Source organism: Sedimentitalea xiamensis (assembly GCF_030164465.1).
Taxonomy (GTDB): domain Bacteria; phylum Pseudomonadota; class Alphaproteobacteria; order Rhodobacterales; family Rhodobacteraceae; genus Sedimentitalea; species Sedimentitalea xiamensis.
On record NZ_JASNJE010000010.1, the window covers coordinates 105610 to 118357 of the forward strand.

General features: G+C 69.7%; 10 protein-coding genes. All 10 read right to left on the minus strand.

Annotation, left to right across the window (positions count from 1 at the left end; genetic code table 11):
• The 10 genes from QO034_RS10505 to QO034_RS10550 all read right to left on the minus strand — a co-directional run bounded on the left by QO034_RS10505 (window position 1) and on the right by QO034_RS10550 (window position 12713).
• Complete coding sequence (locus QO034_RS10505; RefSeq protein ID WP_284485486.1) at window positions 1-693, minus strand: hypothetical protein; 693 nt, start codon at window positions 691-693, stop codon at window positions 1-3.
• The gene (locus QO034_RS10510; protein ID WP_284485487.1) at window positions 693-974 is read right to left on the minus strand and encodes a hypothetical protein; all 282 of its coding nucleotides are present in this window, start codon (window positions 972-974) and stop codon (window positions 693-695) included. The genes QO034_RS10505 and QO034_RS10510 overlap by 1 nt, the downstream gene beginning before the upstream one ends.
• The gene (locus QO034_RS10515) at window positions 971-2860 is read right to left on the minus strand and encodes an ATP-binding protein (protein ID WP_284485488.1); all 1890 of its coding nucleotides are present in this window, start codon (window positions 2858-2860) and stop codon (window positions 971-973) included. Before QO034_RS10515 ends, QO034_RS10510 begins: the two co-directional genes overlap by 4 nt.
• Window positions 2857-4020: a Pvc16 family protein gene (locus QO034_RS10520; protein WP_284485489.1), complete on the minus strand. Its 1164-nt coding sequence runs from the start codon at window positions 4018-4020 to the stop codon at window positions 2857-2859. Before QO034_RS10520 ends, QO034_RS10515 begins: the two co-directional genes overlap by 4 nt.
• A 4-nt stretch (window positions 4021-4024) precedes the next feature.
• On the minus strand, window positions 4025-5059 hold the full coding sequence (locus tag QO034_RS10525; RefSeq protein ID WP_284485490.1) for a hypothetical protein: 1035 nt from the start codon (window positions 5057-5059) through the stop codon (window positions 4025-4027).
• Window positions 5046-5762 (minus strand): hypothetical protein, encoded by a 717-nt coding sequence (locus tag QO034_RS10530; protein WP_284485491.1) that lies wholly within the window; start codon window positions 5760-5762, stop codon window positions 5046-5048. Before QO034_RS10530 ends, QO034_RS10525 begins: the two co-directional genes overlap by 14 nt.
• A gap of 29 nt (window positions 5763-5791) precedes the next feature.
• Entirely contained in the window at window positions 5792-6292 is a 501-nt protein-coding gene (locus QO034_RS10535; protein WP_284485492.1) for a phage tail protein, read from the minus strand.
• 12 nt (window positions 6293-6304) lie between these two features.
• The gene (locus tag QO034_RS10540; protein WP_284485493.1) at window positions 6305-7852 is read right to left on the minus strand and encodes a phage tail sheath family protein; all 1548 of its coding nucleotides are present in this window, start codon (window positions 7850-7852) and stop codon (window positions 6305-6307) included.
• 264 nt (window positions 7853-8116) lie between these two features.
• Entirely contained in the window at window positions 8117-10045 is a 1929-nt protein-coding gene (locus QO034_RS10545) for an acyl CoA:acetate/3-ketoacid CoA transferase (protein WP_284485494.1), read from the minus strand.
• 319 nt (window positions 10046-10364) lie between these two features.
• Window positions 10365-12713: a hypothetical protein gene (locus tag QO034_RS10550; protein ID WP_284485495.1), complete on the minus strand. Its 2349-nt coding sequence runs from the start codon at window positions 12711-12713 to the stop codon at window positions 10365-10367.
• Between the last annotated feature and the right edge of the window lie 35 nt (window positions 12714-12748).

Consider the following 12748-nt stretch of genomic DNA (forward strand, 5'->3'; position numbering starts at 1 on the left):
TCAGGTCGGAAGGTTGATGTTGGCCCCTTGCGAGGCGGTGGTGTCGAGATAGATCCGCGCCATCTTGCGGCGGTTGTCGGCGGTGAACTTCAGCGAACTGGCGACGCGGGTATTGTCGCGGGCGGCGGCTTCGCCCAGCGTTTCGAACGAGACTTCGATTTCGGCGCGGGTCGGGTAGAGCTGGCCGTTGAAGCTGGTTTCGTTGATCGCCATCCCGACGATCTTGACCGGCACCACCCGGCGTTCGCCCCAGACGAAAAGCACCAGCGGCCGGCGACCCCGCGCACGGGTGGGTTCGGAACCGTCCGAGGGCTGGTCGGTGGCGCTTTCCACCGGGTGCAGCAGGTCTTCGAGTGCGGAGACCTCGGGCAGGATGCCGTAATCGACCGGCATCCCGGTCGACCGTTCCTCGCGATAGGCGAGATCAAAGCGCAGCAGGACGCTGAACGCTTCCTTGAGACTGCCGCTGTCGGCATCCGCACCCTGATCGGCGGCATTGCCGTCCGAGGCCCCGCCGCCGCCGCCGGGTTGCGGCCCCTGCTGCTGCGCCTGTTCGATGGTGAGCTGGCGCGACAGTTCCTCGGGGTTGAAGCGAAACGGGATGAACCGCGACATGGCGCCCATCGCGCCCGATGCGTCCTGATCGAACACCGCGAGCGCGCCCTGCTGGAAGGAAATCCGGTCGTCGGCCATCAGGCGGCTCCTCCTTCGGCGATCCGTTGATACAGGATGTCGGCGACCCGCGCCGCGCCGCGGTCGCCCAGCCAGTCCTCGACACCGAGATCGTCGATGCGGATCTGCCCGATCGCGGTATGCAGCACGGCGGGATCGCGGGCGAAGGGAGAATGGGCGAGGCGTTCCGCCAGCAGGTCGAGCCCCTGCCGCAGGGTCGTTTCGATCCGCGCCGCGTCTTCCGGCCTGCCGGTCGCGTCGATGCGCATCTGCCCGATTTCCACGACCAATGGCGGGATCATGCGGAGCCCTCCAGGTGCCGGGCCAGCGCGCCGAGGTCGCTCGCCCCGCGCGGCAGGCCGGATTTCTCCAGTTCGCGCATCAGCGCGCGGGCTAGGTGGCCGGGTCCGACCGCGCTCCGGTCGGCGGCGGCCAGGTGCGACGCGGCCACCGCGGCGTTGCGGATGTTGCCGCCGGACAGGCGGAACCGTGCGGCCAGTTCGTCCAGGTCCAGCGCCGCGTCGCGCCATTCGGCGGCGGGCAGGTTGCGGTCCCACAGGATCCGCCGTTCGGCCCGGCCCGGCATCGGAAAGTCGACGACGAAACGGATGCGCCGCAAGAAGGCGGGATCGAGGTTGGAACGCAGGTTGGTGGCGAGGATCATCACCCCGTCGAAGCTTTCCATCCGTTGCAGCAGGAATCCGACCTCGATATTGGCGTAACGGTCATGCGCGTCCTTGACCTCGGACCGTTTGCCGAAGATCGCGTCGGCCTCGTCGAAGAACAGGATGCCATGCCCGGCCTCGGCCTCGTCGAACACGCGGGCCAGCGCCTTTTCGGTTTCGCCGATGTATTTGGACACCACCTGGCTCAGGTCGATGCGATAGAGGTTCAATTCCAGTTCATTGGCCAGGCAGCGCGCGGCAAAGGTCTTGCCGCCCCCCGGCGGGCCGGAGAACAGCAGCGACAGGCCGCGGGCGTCGGCGGCGTCCCAGGGCAGGCCCATGTCCTGCCAGACGCGGGCGGAATGGCGATGCCAGTTCACCGCGTCGCGCAGTTGCGCGCGCATGTCCTCGCCGCCCACCAGGTCGCGGAGGGTCACGTCGCTCTGCACCAGCGTCACCGAAGGCCCCATCCGCCGCGCCCCGTCGGCGCGGATCGCCTGCGCCAGCGTTGTAGCGTCCGGCGGCGGCGCGGGTACGCCGTTGGCCGGGTGGCGGATCGACAGCAGCGTCTCGGCCTCTGCCTGGGCGGCGCGCAGTTCGGGCAGGGTCAGGTGGAACCGGCGGGCCAGCGCGGCGCGGTCCGCCGCCGGCAGCGGCACGGTCTGCCAGAGCGCGGCGAGCCCCGCCGCATCCGGGCACGGCGCGTCCACCGCGGCAAAGCCGGGGTGGTCCATCCGCTGCGGCGCGATCACCACGAGACCCGCGGCGGCGTCCTGCGGCAGGCCAGGAGCGGCGGCGACGCCGAAGAGGTCGATCGCCGCCAGCGCCGGTCCGGCGGGCAGGTCGGGCACCGCGCCTTCGGTCGCGCGCAGGAATACCACGTCCTGCCCGAGCGCGCCGCCGATATCGAGCGCGAACTGCCGCGCGATCCGGCGCGACGGGCCGCGGACCCAGACCATGCCGTCAGCCTTCAGCTTCTGCGCCGCCGTGCGGGCGGCGGCAGGGGACAGGACAAGCTCGGGCCGGGGTTCGGTTTCCAGCCGTGGCAGCGGCGCCGCCGCCCCGAAGGCCAGCGCCGCGTGGCGGGCGGTCAGCCGAAGCCCCTGAAGCGCCAGCGGGCGGGCCGACCCGGCGGGGTCCACCCGTTCGATCAACCCCTCGGCGGCCAGCGCCGTGTCGCACAGGGCCAGCGCCAGCGCGGCGTTGTAGGCGGCGCCGAGGCCGGATGCGGCGATCCGGGCGAAACTGGCGGGTGTCGGCAGCATCAGCCGTTCGTCTTCGGCCAGGATGGAAAACGCCGCCGCGGCGTCCGGGTGGCGTTCGGCGGCGGCCAGCGCGGCCAGCAGCCAGTCCGCCAGCGTCGCCTCCGGCGCCCGTGCGGCGAGCGCGGCCCATTGCGCGGCATCCGCCGGATGCGGGCCGTGCGGGTCGATCAGCGCCTCCGCCGGCAGCCGGACCAGGCATTCCGCCGCCAGCAGGGCCGCCTGGCGCATCCAGGTCACGCGGGCGTCGAACCCGGTCATGGCGACACCTCCAGCAGCACAAAGGGCGTATAGGTGCCGTTGGCCTGCCGCAGGCTGACCCGGTAGGGGATGGCGCGCAAATCCGACAGCGCGGCGGCATCGACCGTCACCGTGGTCGCGGAGACGCTGGCGGGCGCCATGTCCAGCGCTTCGTCCGGGTTGCGGATCCCGGCGTCGGGCCAGAGAAACACCCGGTCGGTCGCCGCCAGCCCGCCGCCGGTCAGGGTCAGCGTCGCGCCCAGGACCAGCGGGTCCACGGGGGCATCGACGCCGGGCGTGTCGGCGGGCTGCACCGTGACCGGCTCCGGATCGGAGCCGGCGGCGGGGCCGCGCAGCACCGCGTCCATGTCGCCGGCCGGCTCGGCGGCGGGATAGGTCAGCCAGACCCGGCCCAGCGGGTCCGGGCGGGCGATTTCCAGCGGCGCGGCGGGCGTGTCGGCAAAGGTGAAGGTGACGCCGCCCAGGCGCAGGGTCTGGGCCGCGCCCGCTTCCAGGGTGTCGAGCAGCAGCCGCCCTCCGGCGCGCAGTTTCTGCGGCAGCGCCCGCAGGATGCGCGGCGGGGCCATCGGCGCGACCCCGCCGAGCCGCACGCCGCCGGGGCGCACCACGTCCGGCGCGGGGCGCGGCTGGTCGAGCCGCGCCAGCTGGATCGGTCCTACTTCGAACAGCGCCCAGGGGCGGTGGCGCATCTGGAGCGGCGTGTAGATCTTTTCCATCAGGTCGGCGGCGGTGGGCACGAAGACCACCGTCATCCGCCCGGTGCCGGGCGTCGGGTCCAGTTCGGTCGTCGCCGGGTCGTCCGCCAGCGGCAGGGACAGGATCGGTCCGGTTTCGAAGATCTGGATCGCCTGGCCCAGCCGGTTGATTGCCTGGCTGGGTTCGCCGCTGGCGGTGGTGCCATAGGCCGTGACCAGGTAGAAGGCCGACAGGCTCACCGGGGGCGGCTGTTCCTGCCCGTCCGGGCCGCGTACCCAGGGGTCGTTGCGGTGTGTCGGTTGCGGCGTCACCCACATCAGCGACACCCGCATGGCTTCGGAAGACCCGGTGGCGTTCTCGATCGGCGGCGCGGCGATCACGTCGGCCAGCGTTGGCGACAGGTTGCGGCGCAGATAGCCCGCAAGGGTCAGCCCGACATCGTGGAGGTTCTCGAACACCGCCATCCGGTCAATCCTCCCAGGCGCCGGGCAGGGGGATCGCATGGGCGCGCGGCGCGCGCCGGGCCGTGGACAGGGCCGGGCGCGGCGTCTTGCGGTCCGGTGCGCGCAACGAGATCACGACCTCGCCGATATCGATGCGCACCTGCGGCGGAGGCGGCGGCGCGGCGCGTGGGGCCGGACGATCCTGCGGCGGCGCTTCGGGGCCGCGTGGGGCCACCGGACGCAGGGCGGGCGGGGCCTTGGGGGTCCGGTCTTCGGGTAGGGCCGCCTCTGGCCGGGGGCTGTCCGGGCCGGTTTCGGAACCGGGGCGGTCCGTTGTGGCGCGGGGCGGTTCGTGTCGGGGCTGCGGCGGCGCGGGCGCGGCCCTGGGCCGTGGCACCGGGGCGCGGTCTTCCGGGGGCGCCGGGCGGTCAGGCGGCGGCGCGACCGTGGCTTCGTGGTTCTGCGGCGGGGCGGCCGTTGCCGCGCGGGGTGGCTGCGGCGGCGGGACTTGCGGGGCGGGTTCCGCCGGGAGATCCGCGACGGGCGGGCGCGGCGCGGGCGGCTTGGGCGCGGGGGGCGCGACCGGGGTTACGGGCGGCGGCGATGGCGGCGGGGCCGGTCTGGCCGTCATCGTAGCGGTCCTGGCCGCGCGGGCTGGCCGGTCCGCCTTGGGCCGGGGCGGCGTGGAATGCGGTGCGGCAGGGTCCGGAGCGGGGTCGCGCGATCCGGTCCGGGCCGGTTGCGCGGCGACCGGCGCGGTCGCTTCCCGCCGGGGCGGGACTGCGCCGGAGACGATGGGCGGCGTCGGCGCTGCCGGGGGCGCGGGGTCCGCGGCGACCGGGTCCGCGGCGGGTGTTTCTGCCGGTGCCGTGGGGTCGGGGTCCGTCCGCGCGACCGGTGGCCTAGCGGCGGTCCGGGGATCGGGCGCGGCCAGGGCCGGTTCCGGCGGCGCAACGACCCCGGACACGGCCGGCCGCAGGACCGGCGCGACCGCGTCGGCAGACCGGCCCGCGAGCCGCGCGAGGCGCGGACCGAGGGGCAGGGGGTCAGCGGCGGACATCGGTAATCTCCAGCTGCAGGGCGTCCCGGTCGATGCGCCCGAGATAGGCCATGCGCCGGCTGCGCGGCAGCGCCAGAATGTCCTGTTCGGACCAGTGATAGGTGCTGGCGATCCGGTGCACGTCGTCCAGCAGGCGCCGCGCCGCATCCTCCAGTTCGGCGCCGACAAAGGCCTGAACGTCGAACGGGCTGACGATGGCCGATCCGCATTCCGTGCAGCGGGTGCCGATTTCCAGATCCAGCCCCGAAACCGCCCGTTCCAGCGCCGTCACCGCGCCGTCGCGGTCGGGACCGGCCAGAACCCCGGCGGCCCAGCCGCTGTCCCGGCCGGCGGCGCGGGCCAGAAGCTGTGCGAGACGGTCGCCGCCCGACGCTTCGACCGCGACGAGGTCGCTGAGCCGCAGTGGCCGCAGCGCCGCCCCGGCGGCGGTTTCGACCGCCGGGGACGCGATGCGCGGCAGGTCGTCGATGCCGAAGATCAGCGCGACGCCTTCGCCGCAGTCCGGGCAGGTCAGTTCGGCGCTGACGCGCGGGCCGCTGAGGGCGCGGCGCAGGTCCAGCAGGCAGGATTCCCAGGCCGGCAGGCCGGGGTCGTCGCCCTCCGCGATCAGACCGAGACGGCGCGCGAGATCGGCCAGCCGGGCGGCGTCGCCGCCACCGCCGCCGAGAAAGCGCATCTCGTCGGTTCCCGTGATCTGTTTCATCGCCCTTCCCCGCAGGCTCGCGCGCCGCTTCAGGTTTCCGCCGGTTCCGTCACCGAGTCGTCGATCACGATGCCTTCGCATTCCAGCTTGACCGTTTCGATGGCCACCGCGTTCGCATTGGAATCGAATTCCGGCAGGGCCTGGAATTCGCTGACCCAGGCCCGCAGCAGGTTGACGGCCATGACCGGGGTGCCCTGCATGTTGTGCACGATCACCCGCACCGTCTTGCGGTAGTTCAACAGCGAGTTGGCGGCATTGCCGTCCGGGTTGTTGACCTGGTTGGCCCAGTTCAGGAACTGCTTGTCGTGGGTCAGGCCGCGTTCCAGCGTCACCGGTTCGATCTTGGTGCGGCCGGGCATCTTGCGCACGATGCCGGAATCCCCGGCGGCGCGCCATTCGATGGCTTCGGTCGTCCGCTTGACCGCCGACATCTTGGACAGGGCCGCGACCACCTGCCCGTCCCAGACCACCTGGAAGCGGAAGTTCTTGTAGGGGTCGATCCGGTGCGCGTTGACATTGAACATTGGCATGGGGGCGCTCCTTTAGCTGGTCGCGGTTTTCTGCGAGAGCGTGACGATCACGAACTCGGCGGGGCGCAGCGGCGCGAAACCGACCTGCACGTTGACGACGCCCGATGCCTGGTCGTCGGGGGTCGTCGTGTCGCTGTCGCACTTGACGAAATAGGCCTCGCGGGCGGTGGCCCCGGCAAAGGCGCCATTGCGGAACTGGGCGTCCATGAAAGCGCCGATGGATTGCCGCAGGGCGGCCCAGAGGGTTTCGTCATTGCCTTCGAAAACCGCCCACTGGATCCCGTTGTAGATCGACCGGCGCAGGAACATCGCGGTGCGGCGCACGTTGACATAGCGCCATTCCGTGGTCGGCCTGCGGGTGCGCGCCCCCCAGACCACGCGCCCCGCGCCCGGCACCGTGCGGATGGCGTTGAGCCCATGCGGGTTCATCCGGTCCTGGTCGCGGTCGATGACGTTGAAATCCAGCCCGGTCGCGCCGGCCACCGTCGCCTCGACCCCGGCGGCGGCCTTCCAGACTCCGCGCCGGCCGTCGGTACGCCCGTAAAGCCCGGCGACATGGCCCGCCGCCGGAATCGCCAGCTGCGGATTGCGTCCCAGCCCGATGGGATCGCCCACGACGATGCGCGGCCAGTAGAGCCCCAGGTGATCGGAGGCGTTGATGTTGCTGCGCGCCGCCGTCACCGCCGCGCCGACCGGGTCGCTCTGCGCGATCGACCGGGGGGCGTCCGCGACGAGGAACAGGTCGCGCTGGGGCCGGGCCTCGACATAGGCCAGCAGCGCGTTGACGATGCCGTTGTGTTCCGCCGCATCCGCCGCGTTCAGCATCAGGTCGGAGCCGCAGACGATCAGCGCCGCGTCGTCCAGCCCGTCCAGCGCCGCCAGCGCCGCCGCGTAGCCCGTCGCCGCCACCGCGCCGTCGCCGCCGTCGCCGCCCGCCAGCGCGGTCCCCGGAGGCGTCGCCGCCGGGTCGCCATCGTTGTCCGGGCGGAACACGTCGGCGCCGCTCCAGGTGACGAAAGCGGAGCGCGCCAGTTGGTCGACGATGTATTTTTCGTCCAGCGGATCGGCGGACAGGCCCTCGAACAATTCGACCTCGGTGTGGTTGGCTTCGCCGGGGGCCTGATAGAACACATGCAGGTTGAACCGGTCCGCGTCGCCGTCGGTGGCGTTCACGATGGCGATGCGGATGTTGTCGCCCCAGGCCCCGGCCGCGCGGGCATTGATCGCGGCGGTGTCGGTTCCGTCGCCGACCGCCAGCGTCGACGTGGCGGATGTCCCGTTGACGAGCCGCAGAACATAGGCCCGCGGCCCGCCGTTGTCGAAGAAGCCCTGCACGGCGAAGGGCATGAACAGCCGCGCGGTCGTGTTTGCGGCGTCCTCGCGCAGGTAGCCGCCGAACAATCGTCGATACTGTATCGCGCTGGTGATCGGCGTCGGACCGACCGGCCCGCGTTCGGTTTCACCGACAAAAATGGTCACGGCGGTAGGTGCCGCCTCGATGGATCGCGCGCCCCCGGGGGCCTCGCTGACGTAAACTCCGGGTGTCAAGGGTGTGGTCATTCCGTGGCCTTTCGCTAAGGCTCGACCGGACGTACTAACCTGTATGAGTCGCTCAAAAAAATTTCTTCTATGTGGTTTTGAGTCTGGCACGAGTGGCGGCCACAAATCTACCACCATAGCTTGTATCGGCAGATTTCCGCCGATGCGTTCGGGTGCCGGTTGGCCGGGTTCCGGCGCCTGCGATCCGCCGGGACGGGGCGGCGGAAAACCGGCGCCGCAAAGGCCATCGGGCGGCGGCGTTTCGCGCTGTGGCCGGATCGCGGATCAGGCCCTGTGCGCATCCAGATAGGCGCGGGCCTGTTCGCTGCTTTCGAAGATATGGGTGCGGGTATCGGCCAGCGCCTTGTTCAGCTTCATCCGCAGGAAGGCAGAGCCGGAATAGCGCGACACGGTGTTGTAGTAGCGGCCGGTCATGTCGGTCACCAGACGCGCCCAGTCGGCTTCGAGCCCGTCGTCGATGCGGAAGCCGTCGTAATTGACGATCACGTCCAGTCGTCCGGGGCGCTGTTCGCAGACGCGGGACACATGCTGGCGCACCAGTGCGATGTCCTCGCGGCTGCGCACCCGCATCTTCTCGAAGTTGAGAAACAGCCGCCCGGTCTCCGGGTCCACCGCGACCCGGTCCGACATGTCCAGGTGCAAGAGGTCGGTGCGCAGGTCCATTTCCGGTTCCGCAAAGATCCGCGGGTCCATCGGGGTGACTTCGCCGACGATCGGGGGCACCTCCATCAGCCGCAGGATGTCGCGGTCGATGTCCACGCCGGGGGCGATCTCGGTCAGGGTCAGACCCTCCGGCGTCAGCGCGAAGACGCAGCGTTCCGTCACATAGAGCACCGGCTGGCCCAGCCGCGCGGCGCGGCGTCCGGAGAAGGTCACCTGTTCGACGGTTTTCAGGAACTTGCGGGTCTTGCCCTCGCGCCGGATGTCGATGGCGCCGTCGGCGATGGCGATGTCGAGCCCCTGCGCCGTGAAGGTGCCGGCAAAGACCAGTGACCGCGCGTTCTGGCTGATGTTGATGAAGCCGCCGGCCCCCGCCAGCCTGGACCCGAAACGCGAGACGTTGACGTTCCCGATGGCGTCGGCCTGCGCCAGCCCGAGACAGGCCATGTCCAGGCCGCCGCCGTCGTAAAAGTCGAACTGGTTGTTCTGCGGGATCACCGCGTCGCAATCCACGGCGGCGCCGAAGTCCAGTCCCGACGCCGGCTGCCCGCCGATCACGCCGGGTTCCGCCGTCAGGGTCATGTGGTCGAGCAGCCGTTCCTCGGCGGCGATGGCGGCGACGCCTTCGGGCATCCCGATGCCCAGGTTGACCACGCCGTTCACCGGCAGTTCGAAGGCGCAGCGCCGCGCGATGACCTTGCGCGCGTCCAGCGGCATCGGCGGGATTTCCCCGGCGGGCGGCCGGGTCCTGTTGGTGAAGGCCTGGTTGAACCTGGTGGCATAGGTCTGGACGTGGTTTTCCGGGCGGGCCACGACCACCGCATCGACGAGGATGCCGGGGATCTGCACCTCGCGGGCGGGCAGGGTCCGGGCGCGGGCGATGCGTTCGACCTGCACGATGACGACGCCGCCGGAATTGCGCACCGCCATGGCCTGGGCCAGGTTGTCCATCGTCAGCGCCTCGCGTTCCATGGTGACGTTGCCGGCCTCGTCCGCGGTGGTGCCGCGCAGCAGCGCCACCGTCAGCCGGTGCGCGGGGTAGAACAGGATCTCCTCGCCGCCGATCTCGTGCAGTTCGACCTGTGGCGTGGTGGAGCGGTCGTTGATCGCGCCGCCGCCGTTGCGCGGGTCGACAAAGGTTTCCAGCCCGACCCTGGACAGCATGCCCGGCTTGCCCGCGGCAATTTCGCGGTAGAGCTGGCTGACCACGCCCTGCGGCAGGTTCCAGGCCTCGATCCTGCCGGAGACCGCCAGCGCGGCGAGTTTCGGGATAAGCCCCCAGTGGCCGCCGACAACCCGTTTCAGCAGCCCGTCGTGACCCAGGCGGTTCAGCCCCCGGTCCCTGCCGTCGCCCTGGCCGGCGGCGAAGAGCAGCGACAGATCCCTGGGGTGGCCGGTGTCCAGGAACCGCGCCTCAATCGCGGCCAGCAGTTCGTCCGGAACGCCGATCCCGACGAAGCCGGAGGTGGTGAGCGTGTCACCGTCCTTGATCAGGGCGGCGGCCTCGGCCGCGGAGACGGTCTTGTTGCGCATGGGTCCTGCCTGCAAACGCTGTGTCGGCAACGGACCGCCGGTGCGGATCCGAAACGCCCTTCGCTTTCGGTGTGCGCGATGCCGCACAACAGGTCAAGTGTGGCGGTCTTCTTGGCCGCCGGCCGTCCGGGACTTTTCATCCGATGCGCAATTTCGCCTTGTTTCCCCGTGGCGACGCCGCTGGACGGGTCAGCGGAGACGTGGCCGAGTGGTCGAAGGCGCTCTCCTGCCACGAGGGCAGGCACCTTCAATAAAACAAGGTGTTTTCCTCCCAAAAACCCCGAAAACTCTTCGAATGACAAATCCTTGCCAACTCTGGCTATGGCTCGTTGTCGCTGACTTCCGTTTTCCGGCGGTCGAACCAACACCCTTTCAGACGCGATCGCAGAACGTCCCCTGCGGGGCGGCCCGCTTCCGCCATGGCAGCCTTCAGGCCCGGCTTTCGGGCAATCTTCTGTTCGACTTCGTGAATGCGCGACAACACAGCAGCGTCGGCCGGCGCAATCTCGCGCGCGCTGAACAGCAACCTGATCGCATCGGCTTCGGCCTTCGGGCGTGCGTCGCTGAAGCTGGCACGGTCTTCCAGTGCGGCGATCAGGTCATCTTGGGTCCGTTGGGCCATCCAGGCATCGAGATCAGATTGCAAGCCATTGCTGGCAAAGATGACAGATCTCTTTTCCAGTCGGGCGATACGGCGCTCGAGGGCCGCGACGATACTCCCATGAAGTTCCTCAGCGTCTCGCTTCAGTTCTTCGTGCCAGTCTGCCTTGAGTTGCTTCTGGGCGTAGCCCTTCAGGGTGTTGTTTCCCAGGAGAGCCGCCGCGCCGATCGCGGGGCCGAGGATGAGCGCGCCAGCCGGACCGATCGCGATCAGCCCGAACCAGGCCCCGGCGTTGCCACCAGCAAATACGAGCAGGCCGCGCGAAGCGCCATCGAGAAGGAGCCAGGCGGGGAGGTCGGAAATCGGAATCCGCTCCCGGGCGACCTCGATGCCCCCGCGCAGCACACCTATGGAGAGCGCGAACTGTAGGATGTCCGGGTCAGCCAGGTCGGCGGCATGACCGAGTGTCTCTGCGACCTGCTCCTCGATCTTCGCGATCTCGAAGCCCGGAATGGTCGTCACGAGATGCGCCCAGGGCGCACCGCTTGCCACGGCTTCCTCGGCAAGGGTGGCATTGGCGATCACGGGGATGTCCGGGTATTTCTCGAAATGCTCGGTCAGGTTCGAAAGCGCGGTCCCGCATTTCACCTGGACTGGCGTCCCGTCGACCATGAGGTCGAGACCGGGTGTATTGCTCGCCTCGGCAAGTTGGACATCGTGACCGTCGGCGATCAGCTTGTCCATGACCAGCCGCTCGGCGGTGTATCCCCGCAGCGACCATCCGGCCCCGAAGGTAAGGAAATCACCCGCATTGCAGGCGAAAGCCATGGGATCACCTATATCCTCGGAGCGGGAGAAGTCGGCGGCCTTCATGACGTTGGGGTCAATCGCTGCGGCGTGCCAGAGCATCTCCCCAGCGGTCAGGCTCAATACGGCGAGCGCATCCGGGAAATCGGAAGTCACCTTCTTCGACGACCACGGCTCCGGAGGCCGTCCCGCCGGCGCCGGAAGTGGCCCGGCCAGGCGACCGGTAAGCGTCGCGACGCGGCGGCGCATGTCTACACGATCCTTCACAGGCATCCAGTCGAACGAACCGGTTGGCTCCCGGTCGAGTTTGCGCATGTCCGCGAGGAATCGATCCAGGCCTGTCTCGCCGCGCTGCGTGCCTTGTGCCGCCATGAGCACCGCGAGACGGGCAGCCAGCTGGCTGCGCACCACTCGTGAACCGCGCCCCATCCCGAGCCATCCGAGCGCGGCAACGCCCACGAAGACGGTCACGGGGTTGACGAGAGTCGCCAGAAGCGAGACCAGGGCGGGACCGCTGACCAACGGGATGACCGCGCTGAGCTGCGCGGCCAGCATGTAGGGCAAGAAACCGGCGTTGGCGACGAGCGCAGCCAGGCTGGCCCATGTTACACTTGCCCCCATGGCATTGCGCGCTCGAGCCTGACCTTGCCGCAGGGCCTCGGCGATCTTGGGATCGGCTCCCTTCGCAGCGGCCTTGACAACCTCGTCATTCGAGAGAAGCGCCAGCATCTCCTCAGCTACGATCTGGGGAAACGGCAGAGATGGCTCCGCGACCATGGCAGCCTTCGCCGAGTTCCAGTAGTCTGCGGCCTTCCCTCCAATCAGTTCGGCAATGCCGCCGTCAGGTTCCTTGCGATGGGCCCTCCTGTGGCGGGCTCGGATCGAGGGCGTCAGCCTCTCGGAAACTCGAACAGCAAAGGCAGACGCCGATCGCGTGGCGGACTTCGTCGAAAGGGGAGCAACCAACGGCAACGCCATGGCCTCGGTCAATCGCGACCAGAGCCGGAAGCGCAGCGCGGCATCCGTGGCAGACGATCTGGCAAGATCATTCTGAACTGCCTGTAGGCGTTCTGCGGTGGCATCCGTTTCGAGACCGAGCTTGGCAGTCATGCCGGCCACGGCTCCCTTGGCGAGAAAAAGGCCATCGACGCATTCGAGGAGGGCGATGATCTGGCATATCTCAGCCCGCTCGAGAGTTCCGAGACCGGCAAGGATGTGGATGGGACGAACGATAGGGTGTGCCGCGGAATCATCTGACATGCCGCGGACCATGCGTCTCAGGCGAGAAAATGACA

What these genes read in the sequence shown, in the direction of transcription:
- QO034_RS10510 (WP_284485487.1), bottom strand. Translation starts at nt 974, where the DNA reads ATGATCCCGCCATTGGTCGTGGAAATCGGGCAGATGCGCATCGACGCG.
- QO034_RS10505 (WP_284485486.1), bottom strand. Translation starts at nt 693, where the DNA reads ATGGCCGACGACCGGATTTCCTTCCAGCAGGGCGCGCTCGCGGTGTTC.
- QO034_RS10550 (WP_284485495.1), bottom strand. Translation starts at nt 12,713, where the DNA reads ATGTCAGATGATTCCGCGGCACACCCTATCGTTCGTCCCATCCACATC.
- QO034_RS10525 (WP_284485490.1), bottom strand. Translation starts at nt 5,059, where the DNA reads ATGTCCGCCGCTGACCCCCTGCCCCTCGGTCCGCGCCTCGCGCGGCTC.
- QO034_RS10540 (WP_284485493.1), bottom strand. Translation starts at nt 7,852, where the DNA reads ATGACCACACCCTTGACACCCGGAGTTTACGTCAGCGAGGCCCCCGGG.
- QO034_RS10545 (WP_284485494.1), bottom strand. Translation starts at nt 10,045, where the DNA reads ATGCGCAACAAGACCGTCTCCGCGGCCGAGGCCGCCGCCCTGATCAAG.
- QO034_RS10535 (WP_284485492.1), bottom strand. Translation starts at nt 6,292, where the DNA reads ATGCCAATGTTCAATGTCAACGCGCACCGGATCGACCCCTACAAGAAC.
- QO034_RS10515 (WP_284485488.1), bottom strand. Translation starts at nt 2,860, where the DNA reads ATGACCGGGTTCGACGCCCGCGTGACCTGGATGCGCCAGGCGGCCCTG.
- QO034_RS10530 (WP_284485491.1), bottom strand. Translation starts at nt 5,762, where the DNA reads ATGAAACAGATCACGGGAACCGACGAGATGCGCTTTCTCGGCGGCGGT.
- QO034_RS10520 (WP_284485489.1), bottom strand. Translation starts at nt 4,020, where the DNA reads ATGGCGGTGTTCGAGAACCTCCACGATGTCGGGCTGACCCTTGCGGGC.